13 protein-coding genes are annotated in these 20,385 nt (G+C 51.6%); 4 read left to right on the top strand and 9 right to left on the bottom strand.

What is annotated here, in order from left to right:
- Positions 1-22 precede the first annotated feature (22 nt).
- A complete protein-coding gene (locus tag ACYSNS_RS03260) occupies positions 23-598 on the top strand; it encodes a hypothetical protein (protein WP_461721681.1) in 576 nt (191 codons plus the stop codon).
- 32 nt (positions 599-630) lie between these two features.
- Here ACYSNS_RS03260 and ACYSNS_RS03255 read toward each other — a convergent pair whose 3' ends face one another.
- Positions 631-1,041, bottom strand: a complete 411-nt coding sequence (locus ACYSNS_RS03255; RefSeq protein ID WP_461721898.1) for a tellurite resistance TerB family protein — start codon at positions 1,039-1,041, stop codon at positions 631-633.
- A 122-nt stretch (positions 1,042-1,163) separates the two neighbouring features.
- On the opposite strand from ACYSNS_RS03255, the gene ACYSNS_RS03250 reads away from it, so the two are divergent.
- The 3 genes from ACYSNS_RS03250 to ACYSNS_RS03240 all read left to right on the top strand — a co-directional run bounded on the left by ACYSNS_RS03250 (position 1,164) and on the right by ACYSNS_RS03240 (position 5,154).
- On the top strand, positions 1,164-2,831 hold the full coding sequence (locus ACYSNS_RS03250) for a lysine--tRNA ligase (RefSeq protein ID WP_461721680.1): 1,668 nt from the start codon (positions 1,164-1,166) through the stop codon (positions 2,829-2,831).
- Between the two features lie 245 nt (positions 2,832-3,076).
- On the top strand, positions 3,077-4,651 hold the full coding sequence (locus tag ACYSNS_RS03245) for a peptide chain release factor 3 (protein ID WP_461721679.1): 1,575 nt from the start codon (positions 3,077-3,079) through the stop codon (positions 4,649-4,651).
- Between the two features lie 5 nt (positions 4,652-4,656).
- Entirely contained in the window at positions 4,657-5,154 is a 498-nt protein-coding gene (locus ACYSNS_RS03240) for a GNAT family N-acetyltransferase (RefSeq protein WP_461721678.1), read from the top strand.
- Here the strand turns inward: ACYSNS_RS03240 and ACYSNS_RS03235 are convergent.
- From ACYSNS_RS03235 to ACYSNS_RS03200, 8 genes are all read right to left on the bottom strand, one after another.
- The gene (locus tag ACYSNS_RS03235; RefSeq protein WP_461721677.1) at positions 5,151-5,633 is read right to left on the bottom strand and encodes a helix-turn-helix domain-containing protein; all 483 of its coding nucleotides are present in this window, start codon (positions 5,631-5,633) and stop codon (positions 5,151-5,153) included. The genes ACYSNS_RS03240 and ACYSNS_RS03235 overlap by 4 nt on opposite strands.
- A 563-nt stretch (positions 5,634-6,196) precedes the next feature.
- Positions 6,197-8,281, bottom strand: coding sequence for a catalase (locus ACYSNS_RS03230; protein ID WP_461721676.1), 2,085 nt, complete (start codon positions 8,279-8,281; stop codon positions 6,197-6,199).
- Between the two features lie 437 nt (positions 8,282-8,718).
- Positions 8,719-9,042, bottom strand: coding sequence for a thioredoxin (gene trxA / locus ACYSNS_RS03225; protein ID WP_461721675.1), 324 nt, complete (start codon positions 9,040-9,042; stop codon positions 8,719-8,721).
- Between the two features lie 79 nt (positions 9,043-9,121).
- Positions 9,122-12,607 carry a double-strand break repair helicase AddA gene (gene addA, locus ACYSNS_RS03220; RefSeq protein WP_461721674.1) on the bottom strand — a complete coding sequence of 1,162 codons (3,486 nt, stop codon included), beginning with the start codon at positions 12,605-12,607 and terminating at the stop codon, positions 9,122-9,124.
- The gene (gene addB / locus ACYSNS_RS03215; RefSeq protein ID WP_461721673.1) at positions 12,604-15,690 is read right to left on the bottom strand and encodes a double-strand break repair protein AddB; all 3,087 of its coding nucleotides are present in this window, start codon (positions 15,688-15,690) and stop codon (positions 12,604-12,606) included. Before addB ends, addA begins: the two co-directional genes overlap by 4 nt.
- Complete coding sequence (locus ACYSNS_RS03210; protein WP_461721672.1) at positions 15,687-16,418, bottom strand: nucleotidyltransferase family protein; 732 nt, start codon at positions 16,416-16,418, stop codon at positions 15,687-15,689. The genes addB and ACYSNS_RS03210 overlap by 4 nt, the downstream gene beginning before the upstream one ends.
- On the bottom strand, positions 16,411-17,898 hold the full coding sequence (tsaE, locus tag ACYSNS_RS03205; RefSeq protein WP_461721671.1) for a tRNA (adenosine(37)-N6)-threonylcarbamoyltransferase complex ATPase subunit type 1 TsaE: 1,488 nt from the start codon (positions 17,896-17,898) through the stop codon (positions 16,411-16,413). The genes ACYSNS_RS03210 and tsaE overlap by 8 nt, the downstream gene beginning before the upstream one ends.
- A complete protein-coding gene (locus tag ACYSNS_RS03200) occupies positions 17,895-20,351 on the bottom strand; it encodes a sensor histidine kinase (RefSeq protein ID WP_461721670.1) in 2,457 nt (818 codons plus the stop codon). The genes tsaE and ACYSNS_RS03200 overlap by 4 nt, the downstream gene beginning before the upstream one ends.
- Positions 20,352-20,385 lie beyond the last annotated feature (34 nt).

Genomic DNA, 20,385 nt, shown 5'->3' with positions numbered 1-20,385 from the left:
AAAAAGCCGGAAGGGATTTGCCATGATACCGCCCATTCCCGTGCATCTCTACGCAACAGTGGCTGCTGCCCAGCAAATGAACAGCCGCCGTGCCAAAGGGCTTGATGGCGATTCCTCTTCTGAAGATGCGGTGGAAACGTTCAATGCGGTTAATCCCAGCATGTCGTCGCAGGCCGAGAGCGGCGCGCGGCAGGTTGCCAACCGGTTTAAACCCGCCAACCAGCAAAAGAGCGCGGAAGAAATCGAGGATGAGGAAGAAAAGCTTCTGCGTCTTATTGCCGAGAAATTCGGTATTGAAAAGCCGGCAGGCTTTTCTCTGGCGCAAGCGGCCGCTTACCTGAAAGCGCACCTGTTTTCACCGGCAAACAATTTTGATATTGCGGCTATTGAGAAGGAATTCGGCCTCGATATCGTGGATGTCACATTGGCCGATTTTCTTGACGCCATGATAGATCCTGAAAGCGAAGCCGCCAAACGTGTCAGCCTATCCTTCGATGCTTTTTTGCAGCGTCAGGACGTAGCCGATCAACGCGCTCTTTTAAATTATCCCGACGCAACGGATGAAGAATTGGGGCTCTATTCCCCGTTCAAAACCTGAAGCGGCACACGGTTTTCTTCCACTCGACCACTTCAGCCTTTTCTAAACCGGATGCGGGCAGAACGTTCAATGGCGGCGACGGTCAAGTCATCAAGCTCCCAACGGTCACGCAATAATTGCAAGAATAACAGTTCTTCCTGTTTTACATCCAGATCGCTGGCCGCAACTTCTACAGCAAGCGCGTAGGCTGTATCACGCAATTTTTCCGGCAAAGCGGCGTGGGCAACATCCAATATCTGCTCGATACCGTCATTTTCTTCAAGATAGGTGTAGCATTCGGCAGCCAATGCATCGAGACGGTCAAAATCGAACCCGCGAAAGACCGGATAGTGCGAAACAATCTCGCTGATTGATTGCAATTCATCGGTGCTCATTGCCGCATCGGCGGCGGATGTCGTGACCATAATGTAAATCAGTGCTTCCTGAGCGGTCAGTTTTTCCATCATTTCCTCATAACCCGTTCGATATATCGGTTTTTTTGCCGCTTTTAACGTGCAATTATTGACGAATTGCTGCAACAGCCATAGAGCAATGTCATATACAAGTTAAGTTCAGGATAAAACCCATGACGATCAACAATTTCCACGCCCTCAATCTTACGCCCGAATTGATTGCGGCGGCAGGCCAGTCAAAAGCATGGCCGTTTGAAGAGGCAAGCAAAATTGTCAAACGTTATGAAAAAACCGGCTATCCCGAAACTGTGCTGTTTGAAACCGGCTACGGCCCTTCCGGCCTGCCACACATCGGCACCTTTGGCGAGGTTGCCCGCACCACCATGGTGCGTCATGCTTTTCATGTCTTGACGGAAAATAAGGTCAAAACCAAACTTCTCTGCTTTTCCGATGATATGGATGGCTTGCGCAAGGTACCGGAAAATGTGCCCAACCGCGACATGATGGAAAGCTATATCGGCAAGCCGCTCACCCGCGTACCGGATCCGTTTTCGAACGAATATCCATCATTTGGTGCGGCCAATAATGCCCGGCTTCGCGCTTTTCTTGACCGTTTTGGTTTTGATTATGAATTTGCCAGCGCCACCGACTATTATACATCCGGCCGTTTTGATGAAACATTGCTGAAAATGCTTGCCGCCTACGACAAGGTGATGGCGATTATTCTGCCAACCTTGGGCGAAGAACGACGCGCCACCTATTCGCCATTTTTGCCGATTTCACCGGTTTCTGGCAAAGTGTTGCAAGTGCCGATGATTGCCCGCAACGTGGAAAAAGGTACGATCACCTATATTGAACCGGAAACCGGCGAGACGATTGAAACCGAAGTCACTGGCGGCAAAGTCAAGTGTCAATGGAAGGCCGACTGGGCCATGCGCTGGACAGCCCTTGGCATAGATTATGAAATGGCCGGAAAAGACCTGATCGACTCGGTCACCCTTTCATCGAAAATCTGTAAAGCCCTTGGCGGTACTCCGCCAGAAGGTTTTAATTATGAATTGTTTCTTGATGATAAGGGCCAGAAAATTTCCAAATCCAAGGGCAATGGCCTCACCATTGACGACTGGCTGACCTATGCGCCAACCAGCAGCCTTGGCCTTTACATGTATCAAAAGCCAAAAACCGCCAAGCGGCTTTATTTTGATGTCATTCCCAAAGCAGTGGATGAATATTACACCTATCTTTCCGCCTATACGCGGCAGGAATGGAAAGACCGGTTGAACAACCCTGTCTGGCACATGCACAATGGCAACCCGCCGCAGATCGATCTGCCGGTGCCTTTTGCCATGTTGCTCAACCTTGTCAGCGCATCCAATGCTGAAAATGCCGATGTTTTGTGGGGCTTTATCTCGCGCTATGCCGATGGTGCAAACGCTCAGACCCACCCAGAGCTGGACAGTCTTGTCGGCTTTGCCATTCATTATTTTAACGACTTTGTTAAACCAACGAAAAAATTCCGTCCTGCCGACGACATCGAACAAAAAGTGCTGGCCGAAATTGATGCGAAATTGGCAAACCTGCCCGACAATGCCGATGGCAATACCATTCAAAATGCGCTGCTTGATGTCGCCCGTGTGACAGAGCGTTATCAGGACCACACCAAGAAAAGCCCCGAAGGCGGCCCCGGCGTTTCGGTATCATTCTTCCAGATGCTTTATGAAGTGCTGATCGGCCAGGAACGCGGTCCACGCTTCGGCTCCTTCGTCGCCCTCTATGGCATCAACGAAACAAGACAACTTATCGCCGATGCGCTTGCGGGCAAACTCGGTGCCAACACCTGACGTCTCTGGTGGACTTTGGGGGTTATCACCCCCAATCCCCGATCTGGGAGAGAACTCCCAGACCCTCCTTTTCTTTTAATTATTTTTCCAAAGAAAAGAGAGAGGGGCATCAGAGCCATTTTTGAAACCAATACCACCCCTCTCTCTTCTCTTTGGAACGATGACCAGAAAAAGAAGGGGTTTGGGGAATTCATTCCCCAAATGGGGACCGGGGCAATAGCCCCGTAAGCCAATAGGAGACGATCATGAGTGAGGCACAAGAGGTAGCGCGGCGCCGGACGTTTGCGATTATTGCGCACCCGGATGCTGGTAAGACGACTTTGACGGAAAAGCTGCTTTTATTTGGCGGTGCCATTCAGCTTGCGGGCGAAGTCAAGGCCAAGAAAGATCGCATTCAAACGCGTTCGGACTGGATGAATATTGAACGCGACCGCGGTATTTCCGTGGTGACATCGGTGATGACCTTTGAATATGAGGATCACATCTTCAACCTGTTGGATACACCGGGCCACGAAGATTTTGCCGACGACACCTATCGCACGCTCACCGCAGTTGATAGTGCGGTAATGGTGCTGGATGGTGCGCGCGGTATCGAGCCTAGAACGTTGAAGCTTTTCGAAGTCTGCCGCATGCGTGACATTCCCATTGTTACCTTTGTCAACAAGATGGACCGTGAAGCGCGCGATCCGCTGGAGATCCTGGACGAAATTGAAGAAAAACTGGCGTTGGATACGGCACCGGTGACGTGGCCGATCGGTTCTGGCAAAAACTTTGCCGGCAGTTTTGACCTACACAATAACAAAGTGCGTCAAAAGGATGAAGAGGTCAAAGCTCGTCCGGTCAGCGGGCCGGAAGAGGCTGCACTGCTTCTACCGGAAAACGACCGCGCAGCCTTTATCGAAGGCGTGGAGCTGGCACGTGATGCTTGTAAAACATTTGACGTCAAAGCCTTCCGTGAAGGGCATATGACACCGGTCTATTTTGGCTCGGCCTTGCGTAATTATGGTGTGCGTGACCTGATTGACGCTTTGGTGGAATTTGGCCCCAGCCCGCGCGACCAAGTAGCCGATAGCAGAACGGTGGCGGCGACCGAACCGAAAATGACGGGCTTTGTGTTTAAAATTCAGGCCAATATGGACCCCAACCACCGCGACCGTATAGCATTTTTGCGGGTGTGCTCCGGCACGCTTTCACGCGGGATGAAAGCAAAATTGGTGCGTACCGGCAAGCCGATGACGTTGTCGGCACCGCAGTTTTTCTTTGCCCGTTCAAGACAGATTGCCGATGAAGCCTATGGCGGCGATGTCGTGGGCATTCCCAACCATGGAACTTTGCGCATTGGTGACACGTTGACGGAAGGTGAAGACATTCTGTTCAAAGGTGTGCCGAACTTTGCGCCGGAAATTTTGCGTCGTGTGCGTTTGGGCGACCCGATGAAGGCAAAAAAGTTGAAGGAAGCGCTTCAGCAAATGGCCGAAGAAGGCGTGGTGCAATTGTTTACGCCAGAAGACGGTTCGCCCGCTATTGTGGGTGTTATCGGTGCTTTGCAAATTGACGTTTTGACCGAACGTTTGAAGGTTGAGTATTCGCTGCCGGTTGGTTTTGAACCGGCGCGCTTTACGGTTTGTCGCTGGATTTCCGCTGATGACAAGGCGGATTTGGAAAAATTTGTTACCAGCCATCGCTCGGCCATTGCCCATGATTTGGATGGCGATCCGGTTTTCCTTGCAGAACACGGATTTTCGTTGAATTATGAGGCGGAACGCGCACCAAAGATTAAATTTGCCACCTTCAAGGATTATCAGGTGCGTAACGGATAAGAGAAATGATCATTGTAGAACGGGCCATTGCCAATAAAGCGGAAATTTGCCGGAATATCCTCAACGATATGGCGGTTGCTTGGCCCGGGCTTGATCGCAATAAAGATGCCGCCATCCAGGCTTTAATGGAACTGCCAATGTTCGCTGCCGATTTAAACGGCCGCGTCGCCGGCTTCGTCTGTTTACAGCAAATGGCGGCCAGCAGTTGGGCCGTCGTGTTCGTCGGCGTGTTGCGCAGCCACCAGCGCCAAGGGGCAGGACGCGCTTTGCTGCGCAAGGCGGAAGAATTTTGCGGAAACCAAAAAGCATCCTTTCTGACCGCTAAAACGGTCGCCGAAAGCGATCATGACCGCGATTTTGGCGGCGCCAGGCAGTTTTTTGCGCGCGTGGGATTTAGCGCCCTAGAGGTCATGCCACAAATATGGGGCAAGGATCTCCCTTGTCTTTATATGGTGAAAACCATCGAGCAGGAACGCGAACAGGGCGAATATACCTGGTATTAAGGGTCAAATGCAGGTTCTGTCGGGCGTATCTTCATCTCGTCATAAATGCGACTTTGCAGACGTGCCAATTGACGGATATTCTCTTCAGCAAAAGCCAGCATGGTGGGCGATAGACCCTCCATTTGAAAAAGCAAATGTATCTGTCTTTGGTGCGCTATAGGCTGTATTGGTGTCGTGTAAGGTATCTCGTCAAGCAATTCCGCCTTTTTGAAAAAGCTTCCTATATCCTGATCAAGAAAATCCAGCATCGAAAGTAGGCGGGAGAAAGAAACGCGGTTCAGGCCTTTTTCATATTTCTGGATTTGCTGGAATGTTACACCGACACCCTTTGCAAGCGCCATTTGTGTTACGGCTTTTTGCAACCGAAAATAGCGCAGCGTTGCGCCGATTTTAATATCAATCTGTTTTTCATGCTGGCGCAGCTGCTCCTCCATCAGCATATCGGCAGCCGGCTTTGAAACTGATGTATCCTCGACCATGTCTAGTCTCCCCGGCGGTTTCGTGCGTGCGTCCACGCAAATCATCCGTTTTAAGAAACCGGGAGTTGCAACAGCTATAACTAGTAATAGCCTCGGGCTTTTGGTTCGCGAGAACTTGGACATAACCCAAGCCCCCGGTCCAAAAACCGGATGGTCAACACTTCGAGCGGTCGACACACTACACTAGTTACGGGGTTGCAAACCCGATTCAGCCGCCGTCACGGCTGAACACAACGATAGTAGCAAGCCTATCAACTTTTGAAAAGAGAAAGTGTTTTGAAACTGTCCATGCGATGAACGGCGCAGCAACCTGATCGTTCCAAAAAATCTGCAATGCCGGGAGTTGCAACAGCTAATCTGTGAGTAGCCTCAGGCTTTTGGCTCGTGAGAGCTTGGACATGGCCGAAGCCCCCGGCGGCTAGTAGTATAGCAGGGGAGGCATTACCAACCAATAAAAAAGCGGCAGCCTTTTCAGACCACCGCCATCAACGTAAGGTGTGCATCCCCACATGTTGAACTGTATTTGAAACGATATTAAACCTTTATATCGTTCAATGCAACCTTCATGCCCCGTCTGGGCGATCCCAAAACCGCAAGGCGCAGCATTGCTTGAGGAAAGCCTGACTGGCATTTTTATCGTCTAGTTTGACAAATCCGTCATCCATTTTGCTATCAAGGCCGATGGATTGAAATAGGCCCATGGCAGCAGCGTGATAGCCGATAAACTTATAATGCGCATAAGCATCGTTAAGGAAATCGCGCAAGGCGGCGCTTTTGCCCAGTGTCTCTGTTTGATCTTCTGACACGAGAATAGCCACTGCATCAAATAAAACCGACTGGCCACCATCAATTTGGTACTGCGCTTCAATCCGTTTGCCTTGCGCGTCTTTGACACCACCCACCTTCAAAGCAATGCGCTCAACAGTGGCACCGGCTTTTGTAAATTCTGCCTCGAGAATTTTCAGATCATCCTGCTTGATGCCGTCACTGATAAAGATGCCAAGTTTTCTGCCTTTGAAACTTTGCGGTGTATTTTTCAAAATACTCAACGCATCGGATGCTTTGAGTGTAGTGTTGGCTTTGATTTTGGTTTCCGCCGCTTGCAGCTTTTCATCAATACCCAAGCTCTGGGCCACTTTGTTTGCCAGTTCTTCATCGATATTCATCAGTTGTGACACAACGCGTTTGCGAATTTGCGGAAACTCGCATTTGCTCAATTCAAATGTCAGCGCATTGGCGATATGTGTTTTTTCAACATCGGTCTGGCTAATATAGAATTGTCTTGCCTGCGAATAATGGTCGCCAAAGCTTTCGGCGCGCAGACGTGTTTTTTCACCTTCAACCTGACCACGGAAACTTGTGAAGCCCCTGGTCGGGCTTTCCCGCGGGCCAGCAATATCTTTGTCCCACCCATTCGGCTCGTAATTGGCGCGGCCTTTTGGATTGTGCATGGCCATATGGCCGTCCTGCTGGAAATTGTGGAAAGGACATTTGGGCGCGTTAATCGGAATATGGGTAAAGTTTGGCCCGCCCAAACGTTTCAACTGCGTATCGAGATAGGAGAAGTTGCGCCCCTGCAGCAACGGGTCATCGGTAAAATCAATTCCCGGCACGATGTTTTGGGTAAAAAACGCCACCTGCTCGGTTTCAGCAAAGAAGTTATCGGGCATTTTATTAAGCACCATACGGCCAACTATCTCGACTGGAAGCTGCTCTTCGGGAATGAGCTTTGTGGCATCAAGCACGTCAAAATCGAATTTATCCGCCCATTCCTGATCGAAAACCTGAACACCCAGCTCCCATTCTGGAAAATCTCCCTGTGAGATTGCATTCCACAAATCACGGCGGTGGAAGTCCGGATCAGCACCGTTGATTTTTACAGCTTCGTTCCAAACCACCGATTGAAGCCCGAGTTTGGGTTTCCAATGGAATTTGACGTAGGTTGACTTGCCGTCCTTATTGACAAAACGGAAGGTATGAACGCCGAACCCTTCCATAAATCGGAATGACCTTGGAATGGCGCGATCCGACATAATCCACATGATCATGTGCATGGATTCCGGCATCAGCGAAACAAAATCCCAGAAATTGTCATGGGCGCTTTGCGCCTGCGGAAAGTCTCTGTCCGGCTCCTGTTTGACCGCGTGTACCAGATCAGGAAATTTAATCGCGTCCTGAATGAAGAACACCGGCATATTATTGCCGACCAGATCCCAATTGCCTTCCTGTGTATAGAATTTAACAGCGAAGCCCCGCACATCGCGCGCCACATCGAAAGACCCCTTATTGCCGGCCACCGTTGAAAAGCGCACAAAGACCGGTGTTTTATCTCCCACGCGCTGGAAGATGTCGGCTTTGGTAATATCGCTTAATGATTTTGTGGTTTCGAAATAGCCATGTGCGCCGTAACCGCGTGCATGCACAACTCTTTCTGGAATGCGCTCATGGTCGAAGTGAAAAATCTTTTCGCGAAAATGGAAATCCTCAATCAATGCAGGACCGTTGATACCGGCCTTGAGGGTGTTTTGATCGTCACTGACGGCAACACCTTGCTGGGTGGTCAGTGTGGAATATCCCATGTCATCCGTCTGATGGATTTCCCCGCCTTTTCCCAATGTCTGAGATTTTGTGCTCTGTGTCGTCGTCATGATAAACTCCTTTTTATAGCTATCATAACTTTAAGTTAGGGCTGTCGGTTCCAATGAACAGCCCATCAACGGCCATCTTGCCTGACTGAGAGCAATTCCCGAAAAGTGTGATGCGCATCCGAAGGTGAATTGATTCACTGGATCAATTCTTTATCCTGCTCCTATCGGATAAGAATTGCTCTAGCTTTTTGTTTTGTCGCATTATTCAGATGCAAAAGTCGATTCAACTTTTGCTGAAAATGCTTTAGCTTTTTGTTTAGTCGCATTATCCTGACACAAAAGTCTGTCAACTTTTGTTGGAAATGCTCAGATTGACACAGTACCGCCGGTCTTTATGGCAGGCCAGATCAAGACAAGGCTTGAAACGCAAAAGGCGGCGGCCTTTTCAGACCACCGCCATCAACGTAAGGTGTGCATCCCCACTCGCTGATTTGAGATTATTCTACCGAACCTTTGATCCAGTCAGCCAAACGGCTTTTGGGTGCCGCACCGACCATATTGGATGTCACTTCACCATTTTTAAACATCAAAAGTGTCGGAATAGAACGAACGCCGAACTGGGTTGCCAATTCCGGGTTTTCATCGATATTGATTTTGGCGATTTTGATCTTGCCCTGCAATTCGGCGGCTATTTCATCGAGCGACGGTGCAATCATCTTGCACGGGCCACACCATTCAGCCCAGAAATCCACAACAACAGGTTCTGCCGACTGCAGCACATCGCTTTCAAAATTGCTCGTATCGACTTTCACAGTGCTCATTGATCTATCCTTCTTGATTCTTATTGGTTTGAATTTGGCGTGCCTGACCCATTCCGTCAAGGGCAAGCCTTTGCGTGTTTCACTCGGAATTCAAATTATTGTGCCCATGATACAGCATTGCGTCGAGTTTTTCAGCGTTTAATTCAAACACTTTCGGCCCATCGCTATAAATCAACAGGGTTTGCACGGTTTTTTGTGGGTGGATGGCTTTCAACAACCGCCGATATAGAGCCATTTGCAACATATAGCTTTGCGGGATGGTATCGGCACTTTGCGGTGCGCGACCGGTTTTAAAGTCGCCAAGCACAATGCTGTCCTGCCCCACATTCAGCCGGTCAATCTGGCCCGAAACCGCATGGTCTTTGCCGTTGATTTCGACCACGCCCATCAGCGACACTTCAGCACGGGCCTCAGCTGCAAAAAGTGGCTTTAAGCGTGCATCATCCATCAAATCAAAAGCACGCCGGATTGCATCCTGCCTTTCGTCCTCGCTCCAGTGGGCCGCAGTTTTGGCAAGATAGGCTTGGCCAAGCGGCCGACGCGCCGCCTCATCGCATTGCGGCAAATATTGCAGCAAAAGGTGAATGATGTTGCCGCGCTCGATCGCAAAGGATGCATTGGCGGTTTTCTCGCCGAGCACCGGTGAAACGCTTACAATATTTTCCAAGGCAGGGGCATCGCCATCAATCTCAAGCGAAGCGCCAGACGGCGTCAAGGGCTTGGGCAAATCCGCCTCTGGCGCCATGCGAATTTTCAAAAAATCAGGCAATGGCGGTTCGTTCAAGGAACGGTCATCCGTGTCGTCCACAATCTCGCGGGGTTTACGGCCAGGATCGGCGACATAGCGCCATGCCGCAATATCGTTTGAGGGGCCTTGTATTTCTTGCGAATGCGGCTTTATGGCCGCAGCCACCATTGGCGCCCAAGTGCCTTCGACCGCGTTTTTGCCGCGATAGCCACACACAATCAACCGATCCTCGGCGCGTGTCATGCCGACATAAAGCAAGCGCCGATATTCCTCTGCCGCCTTTTCTTTCAGCCCTTGAACGTAGGTTTCGCCCAGTATCGTTTTATAGTCTTTGGAAGGCTGCCAAAGGAAACCGTTTTGTGCGCCAAATTCAAGATGGATCAGTTTTGGTTCATGCTGCGCATTCCAGATGCGGCTGCCAGAATCCACCAAAAACACCACCGCCCCTTCCAGCCCCTTGGCGGCATGGACGGTCATGATACGCACCTCTTCGCGGTTCTGGTCAAGCTCACGTTTGATTTCCGGCTCGGCAGCGCTGATGGTTTCTAAAAACGCCTGCAAACCCGGCAAGCCGCTTTTTTGTATGGCCAAGGCATAGTCCATAAAGGCATCAAGAACATCACTTGCCTCTGTTCCAAGGCGCGCCAATATTTTGCTGCGCCCCGCATCTTCACTCAGAATATGGCTGTAAAATTCAAAAACCGGTGTTTTGTCGGCCAATGACCGATATTTTGAAATTGCCTGATAGGCGGCATCGAAACGTGTATTGTCCTGAGCCTTACGGCTTAAACTTTGCCAAAGAGAACCTTCACGCCCGACAGCCAAGCCATAAAGGTCATCCTCATCAAGCCCGAAGAGCGGACTTTTTAAAACCGAAGCCAGCGAAAGGTCATCTTGCGGCTGAAGGACAAAACGGGCAAGCGCCATAAGATCGCGCACCGCAATGTGGTTTGTCAGCTGCAAACGGTCGGCACCGGCCACCGGCACATCACGGTTTTTCAACGCCCGTGCCAAAGCAGGCACGAACTGGTCGCGTTTGCGCACCAGCACCATAATGTCACTGGCCTTCATCAGCCGACCTTTGCCGGCCAGCATTTCTCCATTTTTCAGCCAGCTGGCAATTTGATTGGCGATTTCTTCAGCCAAACGCACTGCGGGTGCATGAAGCTGATCCACCGGCAGGCGCCAATCGTCAGGCTCTTCCACCTGTTGGGGTGTCAGCATTTCCCAGATTACAACCTCGCCAGGGTCATTGACGCGAATGGGCTCATGCACGGTTTTAATATTTTCGGCTGAAAGACCTTTGTAGTTTTGCGGGCTTTCAAAAACGAGATCGACACTTTTCAACACATCGGCTGTGGAGCGAAATGAAAAGTCCAAGCGCAACCGGCGGAATGGTCGGGTGATCTGGTTTGCCGCTTTTTCGATGACGCGGCCATTGGCGTCAAAATCTTCCGGTACGGCACCTTGAAATGAATAGATCGACTGTTTTTCATCGCCAACAGCAAAGACTGTACGCTCGACATCGCGTTGGCCTTTACCGACAAAAAATTCCTGCGCCAGAAGTTGCACGATTTTCCACTGGGCAGGGCTTGTATCCTGCGCTTCATCCACCAGAATATGGTCAATACCGCGGTCAAGCTTATATTGCACCCATTGGCCCGCACCCTCGCGCTGCAACAGATTGAGCGAACGCTCGATCAGGTCATCGAAATCCAAAAGACCGTCGGCCTTCTTTAAAGTTTCATAGCGGCGTAAAAGTGCGTCACAAAGCCTGAAGGCCGCAAGATTGAGCGGAACAAGCCTTAACCGGCGGATCTTGTCCATCAGATTGAGCAGAATATCTTGCCGCCCGATAATGTCGGCTTCCAGCCAAGGCAGCTTTTCACGCAGCGCTTTCGATGTCATATGGGTGACCGAGCGGGGTTTGCCGCCAGTAAAATAGGCTTGTGAAACAGCTTCCAAAACCGCGCTAACATTTTTGGTTTCAGCAAGCGGGCGTAATCTTTCCACAAACTCGGCCGTGCGGCTATGGCCATGAGCCAGACATTGCTGCAAAATATCTGACGGCAGCAAGGCCGCCTCTAAAATTTGCTGCACCACTGTCTCGACACTATCTTGCGGGCCAATTTGCAATGCATCAGCCAGCAAAGCCTTGCCATTTTCCGCCGTTATAGCAGTCAAGAACGGTCTGAGTGCCTGCCGCTGGCCGATCGCCTCCGACAGCAGATTATCCAGCCCGCTTTCCCCGACGGTTTTAAGCACCTGCATGAAAGCGTCGTAGAGCTGCGGGTCAGCCTTGAGATAGGCTTTTTCCAAAACATATCGACGGGCATTTTGCAGCAATTCATCGCGATGCAGTTCGTCCATCAATTCAAAATGGCCGGCTATATTGGCCTCCAAAGGAAATTGGTGCAGCAACCCTTCACAAAAAGCATGGATGGTTTGGATTTTCAAACCACCCGGCGTTTCAAGCGCGCGGGCAAACAGACGCCGCGCCTCGGCGAGCCGTTTCGCATCCGGCCTTTTGCCTTCCAGCCGCAAAAGTTCCTGTGTCAGCTTTTGTTCGTCAAATTCAGTCCAGCCCGACAATGTGCGGAAAATACGCGTCTGCATCACCGCGGCTGCCGCTTTGGTATAAGTCAGGCATAAAATGCGGGCAGGCTCTGTGCCGTTGAGCAACAGCCGGATAACCCGTTCGGTCAGAACATGGGTTTTTCCTGAACCGGCATTGGCGGACACCCAGACACTGTTGCGTGGATGGGCCGCTTCGCTTTGGGCATCCAATGCCTTTTGCGGAATGATAAAAGCACTCATTCTTCACCTGCCGCATCGCTGCCTGCCGACCATTCCAGCACCCGCGCCAGATGGTCATAATCGCCCTCATAATTGGCCAAAGGCGGCATTGCACGCGAAAGATAGCCTTGGGCCGAATTTTCATAGAAAGCCACAAGCTCGCCGAGCCTTGTCCACGCCTCTTCGGCAAGTTCCACCGCACTTTTTCCTGCGGCCTCGCAAATACGCTGTTCCTGCACTTCGCCTTTGGCGTTCAAACGGATGTAGAGCAATTCTGCCGGCGTCATATCCTGACATTCTTCAAATGCATTGCGCCGCAACAGTGCAGCCTCCAAGGCCAATTGCGGTGCCATCAACGTTGCCGCCTGTTTGACCGATGGGCTGGTGCCGGTTTTGAAATCGAGAATTTCGGCGTGGTTGCCTGCAAGCACGTCAATGCGGTCGGCGCGGCCGGAAAGCGTCACACCGGTTTTGCAAATTTCGGTTGGGCGAGCAGATATTTCCACCAAACGCTGCCGCTGCAAAAGGCCGTTTTCCCATTCGATAATCGCCGGAGCAAGAATTTCAAAACGCGGCCACCAGACCGCTTCCACATCAAGCGGCAGTTGCAATTTATCAAACTCGGCCCGTGCCAGTGCCAGAAATTTTTCCAACGCGTCGGGTGCGGCAGCATCAATGCCCTGTTCGACAAAGCCTGCCACAATGGCATGGTAAAGCGTGCCACGCTCTGCAACCGATGGGTCATGGATGAGATCTTCCAGCGGTTTGAGCCTTAGAATCTTTTTGGCATAAATAGCGTAAGGGTCGCGGCGCAGGGTTTCAATTTCCGTGACTGAAAAGCGTTTTGGCCGCACATTCAAAGGCGGTTTAGGGCAAGGCTGTGCAACAAAGGCCACGTTTTTGGCGCGGTCGAGCGCGCGCGCCCAATGGACAAAAACATGTCCGCGATTGCGCATGTTCCGGCTGACCTGTTGACCTGCGACAGTTTCCAAACGCTGCAGCCAGCGCGACGGTACCGATGGTGCGTTATCGGCCCGCAATGCGCGGCTCAGCACCACTTTATCCATCCCCATGGCCAACTGGAAGTCATGGGCGGCAAGCCCGGTACGCCGCTCGGGCGGGTCTAGCGTCAGGGTCATTTTCATCGGTCGCGACATGAACGGGTCGTTGCGGGTTTTGGCTGGCCAGGAACCTTCATTGAGGCCGCCGATAACCATCGTATCCACCGTTTGCAAACGTGATTCCAATGCACCCCAAATAAACAGGCGCGGGTGTCCCCCTGCCGCCGGACTGACAGAACGTGCTGCCATCAAGGCCTGCAAAATCGAAGGCCATTCGGAAATATCGAAGGTAAGCCCTGATTGGTCGGCAACAAGATCGCGGAAGAAATTGGCAATGGCTTTTCCCGCTTCACCGTCGTAGAGACGGGCAAGTGAGCCGTTTTCATCCCGTCCGAAAGCTTCAAAGACCTGTGCCGTGGCGGTGGCTGCCAGTTCCAGCGAAACAGGCTCACTCTTTTCCATCAATACCACGAGTGGTGCAACCGCTTGCTTCAGGCGGGCAGCCAGATCACGCGCATTGGCAATCATCTTCTGGTCGATGTCGTCCCGCATATTTTGCGCCGTTGTCAATGCCATGATCCGCGCTTCAACAAAACGGTCACAGGCAGAAAGGCTGACCCTGCCCGTACCGCCACGAAGGGCGAAGAGTTCGAAATCTTCAGCCCATTGCCGCAACCGCCCGCGTGACATATCAAGCGAGGTTAAAGGATGTTTCAACAATGACAGGAAGGCCACCGGATCACCGGGATGGAAAAGGCTTTCGAGAAACAAGCGTAGAAGTGTTGCCGGCAAAGCTTCCGATAAGGGTATGCCGCCGGAATCATTGGCATCAATGCCAAACCGGTTCAATTCCGCCACCACCCGGCGGGCGAGATTACGGTCGCCGGTAACCAGAGCCGCCGTTTTTTTCGGCGATTCAATGGCATGGCGCAACGCCACGGCGATGGCAACGGCCTCTTCACGCTCATTCGCAGCTTCAATCAGCGCAATATCGTTGAAGACTTCCGTAAAACCGTCACGCGGCAAATCGGCCCAAAATTCCGTTGTATCGGCAGGCCTTAGCGCTTCCGACACAATTTTCGCCCGTATTTTTTTTGCGGCTGAAAGCGTCCCTATTTCTTGCACATCATCGCGCGCAACCTGCAACCGCACAAGCAGTTTTTTCAAGCTATATTGCGGATGGCCAAAAATCGAAGCATCCTGTTCGGTATTGTCCAAAGCCTTCCATTGGGCGTCATCCATGTTGAGATCAAGCCCCGGCAAAACGACCGCGCCTTTGGGCAGCCGGCAGATAACCTTGAGCAAATCCGCCACAGCCGGAATAGAACCGGTGGAACCGGCGGCCAATATCGGCCGGTTTGGCCGTGTGCGCGACAGACGTTCCGCTTCGGCTTTGACCGCATGATTGCGCCATTCGGCCGGATTAGCTAAGTTTCTATCCTGTAGGATTTTCGGCCAGCTTTTCGTGACAATGTCGAGGAAATCCAGTGTTACCTGCCACCATTCCGCAACCATATCGGGTGCGATCTCGCCCAATTTCGACCAATCGGCGGCTTCGGTTTCAACCTCGTCCATCAAACGCGCAAGGTCTTGCGCTAGCCAGATTGCATCGGCCGTATTGGCTGGTATGAGAACATCCTCGCTGCCAAACATTGCCCGCACATGTGTCGGTAAGTTTTCCCGCCATGGACGGATCAAACGGGCCAACAGGGCCAGACGCTCGATATCACCGATCTTCGGGGTGAGGCTAAGCGCTTCTACACCGCTATCAAGAAAAAACGCCGCATCCTCATCCACATCGCCAAGCGGGCGGATAGTGGGCAGAAAACTGGATTGCCGAGCGCTCATCTCCACAAAACATGAGCGTAAGGCGCGGGCCGCACGCCGTGTCGGCACGTAAATCAATGTATCTGCCAGTGCGGCTTGCACATCGCCGTTTTGCACATAATCTTTTATGAGACTGCCTGACAGTAGGGCATCGACGAAGGTGGGCAAAAACGCACAACCGGAACTGATGGAAAACAGATTGGCTTTTTCAATCAAGCGCCTTCACCCCGTTTTTCCAATAGTTCTTCCACTGTTGCGATCATGTCGACAGTGCCCACTGTATACCAGTTTCCTTCGAGCGGAAAACCGAAAAGCCTGCCCTTCTCGATTGACTGATCGAAATAGTGATTAAGCGAATGCGGCGTTACGGGCGCAGCTGCAAAAATGGCGGGCCGCACAAGGATAGCCCCGCCATAGATCACGGCTTCCTGCATGTTTTCAGGGGCACGGGAAAGTTTTCCATCCTCCCCAACAAGGAAATCACCGCGCTCCGGCCCTGCAGCCTGATCGCGTCGAACGGTCAAAAGCAACATATCCATTTTATCGTCGTCAAAATGACGGGCCATTGCGGCCAGAGTGGCTGCGCCATGATCCACCCAGAATGTATCGGCATTGAGGATAAAAAACGGATGAGATCCCAGATGCGGCAAAGCCTTGACCACGCCACCGGCGGAATCCAGCAGTTCTGCCCGCTCGTTTGATATGATGATATGCGGGCTTTTGCGGGCTTCGAGATAGTCTTCAATCTGGCTGCCGAGATGGTGGACGTTTACCACCGCCTCATCAATACCGGCTTTTTGCAATTGGTCGAGCGTGCGGTCAAGCAACGTGCGACCGGCAATTTTGACCAATGGCTTGGGCGTTTTCAGTGTTAATGGCCGCATGCGGGTGCCAAGACCGGCTGCCAGCACCATGGCTTTTTGTATATCGGGCCGCTCAATCATGGATGAACCCGGCTTTCAGATAGAAGGCTTTGAGATCGACAAGAGCCGTATGGGCCAGATTGCGGATGAGATAATCCTGACAATGGGGCAAATATTTGAGATAGGCAGGCTTGCCATCGCGCCGGTCAAGGCGCACAAAAATACCGAGTATTTTTGATATGCGCTGTGCGCCGGCTATCGCATAAGCTTTACGAAATTCAACTTCATCAAAGGGGCGGCGTGCTTCACGACGTGCGACACAATAAGCATCGACAATCTGCGTTTCCAATTCTCTTGAAATGGGTACACGCGCATCTTGCGCCAGTGAAACAAGGTCATAGGCCGTGGGGCCGATCTGCCCATCCTGAAAATCAATCAAACCAAGACGGTCAAAACCGGTTTCATTTGCCCGCCAGATAATATTAGGCGAATGGTAGTCACGCATGACAAAGGTAGATTCAGCCGCCTCGAAAGCCGCGAAGAAAGGTTCCCAAGCGTCAAAAAAGGCGTCTCTCAGCGCCGCGTCGACATTTTGACTGCCGACATAGGGCAGATACCAATCGAGTAGAAGCGACACTTCGGCTTGTAACACACTACGGTCATAGCGCGGTATCTTTAAAACAAAGTCGTCAAAAACCTGTTCATGCGGCCAATCTTTCTGATGGAAAGCGGCAAGCAGTTGCGCTGCCGCTATGTAGCGTTCAGGGATCGGCCGGCGATCTCCATCGAGAATCCCGTCACGCCCCAAATCATCGGTGATCAATAGGCCGTTATGAATATCTTGTGCCGCGATATGGGGTGCGACAAAACCATGGGCCACGATGAGCCGGTCTGTGCCGATAAATTGGGTAATGTCAGTGCCAAGATGGGCAATCTCGGCATAGGATGGGCCGGTTGTTTCCGGCATTTCCATTTCCGGTGCATCCATCAGCACCTCATGGCCATTATCGCAGTAGATCAGCTCGTATGAGCGGGCCGATGCATCACCGGTAAAAAACCGTCTGACACAATCGCCCCGTCCATTTTTTTGCAAGAAATCACGAATGGTCAATGAGCGTTGCAACCGTTTGCCAGAACTTTCCCCGGCAATGATATCAATACGGCGTCCGCGCCCCTCATGGGTAAGGGTGATAGCAAAATCCGGCGTGCCGAGCCCGCCATCTGCCTTTTGCGGCCATTCCACCAATAAAACACCAGTTTCACGCGCATCATCGAAACCCAATTCGTCAATTTCCTGCGCTTCGCTCAATCGATATAGATCGGCATGGGCAACACAAAAACGCGCAAGCTCATAAATTTGGACCAGCGTAAATGTCGGGCTTGGAACATCCATCCCCTCATCATCGGCAAGCGTGTGGATGATGGCACGTGCCAAGGTTGACTTGCCGGCCCCGAGATCACCTTCCAAGGTCACCAGGTCTCCGGCTTTAAGCGCCAAGGCGAAGTCTTGTGCAAAGCGTTTTGTTGCCGCTTCATCCTCAAGAAAAAAACTGAAATTCATTGCATATCGCTCCGCTCGATCGCTTTCTGCATAGAAGGAAAACGGCATAAAATCGTCGTCCCTTTTCCTTGACCTGTTTCAATTGTCACACTGCCGCCATGCAATTCCACAAAACTTTTAACAATCGAAAGTCCCAAACCCGCACCCGCTCTTGCACCATGATGGGAATGGGATGAAAAGCGCTTGAACACCGTATCCAGAATGTCTTCAGGAATGCCGCAGCCATCATCATGAACAGTGAAGACAACGTCATCATGGTCCTTCTCAGCACTGAACAAGATGGAACTGTTATCGGGCGCAAAATTAGCGGCATTGCTTAATAGATTGACGAATATCTGACGCAAGCGCGCAGCATCCGCTGCAATACATCCCAGGGCAGGATCGATCGTTTCCACAATCGTTACGGGGCGACCACCCAGGCGCTCTTCGGTGCGTTCCGTCGCATAAGCCATGGCATCCGCAATATCGACTTCCTTGATATCAAGCTCCATAATACCGGCATCCAGTGTGGCAAGATCGAGTATATCATTGACAATATTCAGCAGTGCACCCGATTCAGAACCGATATGATCGAGATATTCATGCTGACGCTGGTTGAGGGGCCCAAAGGTTTCTGTCCGCAGCATATCCGAAAAGCCGATAATATTGGTCAAGGGTGTGCGCAGCTCATAGGAAACATGCTGCACAAATTCACTGCGCAATCGGTCGGCGCTTTCCAATGCCTCGTTCTTTTCTTGCAGTGCGCGGGTGACATTGACCGTATCGGTGACATTGACAAAGGTCATCATTGTCTGGCCATTTGGCAAGGGCACCAGCGCATAATCAAGGACCACATTGCTGCGCAGATCCATGCGGCCCGAAACAGCATCGCGGGTTTCGGCAAAGCCGGTAATAAAAGCCGCAAAACGGTTCCATTCCTGTCCGCTGATCATCGGCGCGCAATGCGCCTGCAACCGGGTGATATGCGTGCCCTCTACCATCAAACCTTGCGGCAGCGACCATAATTTTGCCAAAGCAGGGTTTGAAAGCTGTACACGCCCATCGGCACCGAATACGGCCACGCCCTCAGACAGATGATCAAGTGTTTCGCCCTGCATCTTGATGAGCGTATTATAACGTCTTTCGAGGTCGATTTTTTCAGTCAGGTTTTCAAACAGCCATGTCACACCCCCTTGCGGATGTGGACTGGCCAAAACGCGCAGGGTCCGCCCATCCGGCAGGTTCCAGATATGCTGGCTTGGCTCACCAGAGCGATAGGCAGAAAACAGATCATCCTTCCAGCCACGCCAATCGGGCTGTTCGGCAATGATGCCGCCTTCACGCAATCGGTCAAGCAACAATGTATGGCTCGGTTCGCTTTCCAAAAACAATGTGTCCAAAGGCCACAACATGGCAAAAGACTGGTTGGCGAATTTCAATTTTTGATCCGCGCCAAAAATAGCCACAGCCGTCGAGATCTGATCCAACGTCTCGGAGTGACCGCGGATAATCCGCTTCATCTCATCGTTGAGGTTCTCCGCCGCACTGATATCGTGGGCCATTGCGGCTGCCCCCTGATCGCCGGATATTTGGGTAACCTCGAAAATACGCCGCTCGCCATGCACAATGGCATGTGCCATGCCTTTGAAAACCGGTCTGCTTTCGGCTATTTTCAAGCGTGTCGCTTCGTTGAACAACGAGGCATCAACCGGCAAGTCGCTGCTATTGCTATATCCGACAGCGTCACGAAAGGCTTTGTTGGTAAAGGTGAAGTTTCCATCAGCCGAATTGATCCAAACCGGCTCATCCAACGCCTCAAGCAACGCTGTTTGCATTTGCAGGCGTTGTTGCATTTCCGCCATATCATGCTGGCGTTGCGCGGCTACCCTTTCACTGGCCGAAATATCCTGAAAGCGGGCAATGGCAGATGCGCCAGCAATCAAGCCGCTCACCTGCAACAGAGTGCCTTTTCGATTTTTCAAATAAAGCTCAAACGGTTGCGCCTCTTGCCGCAACGCCTCCAATGCCTGATCCAAGACACGCAGTTCATTTTCTTCCAGCCATTGCCCAAACCGTAAAATATCGGCAGGCAGGATACCCAACTCTTCCAGAGCGTGCATTCGTCCTGCTATTTGCGGACGGGCAAACGGGCTTTCCCAACTCACCACGCATTGTCCCGTATAGGCTAGCAAGCGTTCATAATGATCGCGCTGTTGGATAAAATCCGCTTCGGCTGAAGCTCGTTTCACAGGGGTGTTGGCGCGGTTTCGATAGATCAATAGCAAAATCGTCAGAACAATCCCCGCGCCGATTGCTGCGACTAGTAAACCAACTGCGTTGATGGCCGAGAAATCCAACGGCGCCGCCTGCGCATCAATCGGTACCAAGATCAACAGAAAGAATACCACAGATAGAGTGGTTTGCAGCGAGCCATTCCAATGTGTCTTGCCATTATATCCGCGTTGTTTCTGCAAAATTCACATCTCAATTGCCAGTGACCGAATCATT

The sequence above is a fragment of the Bartonella sp. LJL80 genome, from assembly GCF_054871565.1.
Note: the sequence above shows the minus strand (reverse complement) of the source record. Positions and strands in the feature narration are given on the sequence as shown.

What these genes read in the sequence shown, in the direction of transcription:
- ACYSNS_RS03260 (WP_461721681.1), top strand. Translation starts at nt 23, where the DNA reads ATGATACCGCCCATTCCCGTGCATCTCTACGCAACAGTGGCTGCTGCC.
- ACYSNS_RS03255 (WP_461721898.1), bottom strand. Translation starts at nt 1,041, where the DNA reads ATGGAAAAACTGACCGCTCAGGAAGCACTGATTTACATTATGGTCACG.
- ACYSNS_RS03250 (WP_461721680.1), top strand. Translation starts at nt 1,164, where the DNA reads ATGACGATCAACAATTTCCACGCCCTCAATCTTACGCCCGAATTGATT.
- ACYSNS_RS03245 (WP_461721679.1), top strand. Translation starts at nt 3,077, where the DNA reads ATGAGTGAGGCACAAGAGGTAGCGCGGCGCCGGACGTTTGCGATTATT.
- ACYSNS_RS03240 (WP_461721678.1), top strand. Translation starts at nt 4,657, where the DNA reads ATGATCATTGTAGAACGGGCCATTGCCAATAAAGCGGAAATTTGCCGG.
- ACYSNS_RS03235 (WP_461721677.1), bottom strand. Translation starts at nt 5,633, where the DNA reads ATGGTCGAGGATACATCAGTTTCAAAGCCGGCTGCCGATATGCTGATG.
- ACYSNS_RS03230 (WP_461721676.1), bottom strand. Translation starts at nt 8,281, where the DNA reads ATGACGACGACACAGAGCACAAAATCTCAGACATTGGGAAAAGGCGGG.
- trxA (WP_461721675.1), bottom strand. Translation starts at nt 9,042, where the DNA reads ATGAGCACTGTGAAAGTCGATACGAGCAATTTTGAAAGCGATGTGCTG.
- addA (WP_461721674.1), bottom strand. Translation starts at nt 12,607, where the DNA reads ATGAGTGCTTTTATCATTCCGCAAAAGGCATTGGATGCCCAAAGCGAA.
- ACYSNS_RS03210 (WP_461721672.1), bottom strand. Translation starts at nt 16,418, where the DNA reads ATGATTGAGCGGCCCGATATACAAAAAGCCATGGTGCTGGCAGCCGGT.
- tsaE (WP_461721671.1), bottom strand. Translation starts at nt 17,898, where the DNA reads ATGAATTTCAGTTTTTTTCTTGAGGATGAAGCGGCAACAAAACGCTTT.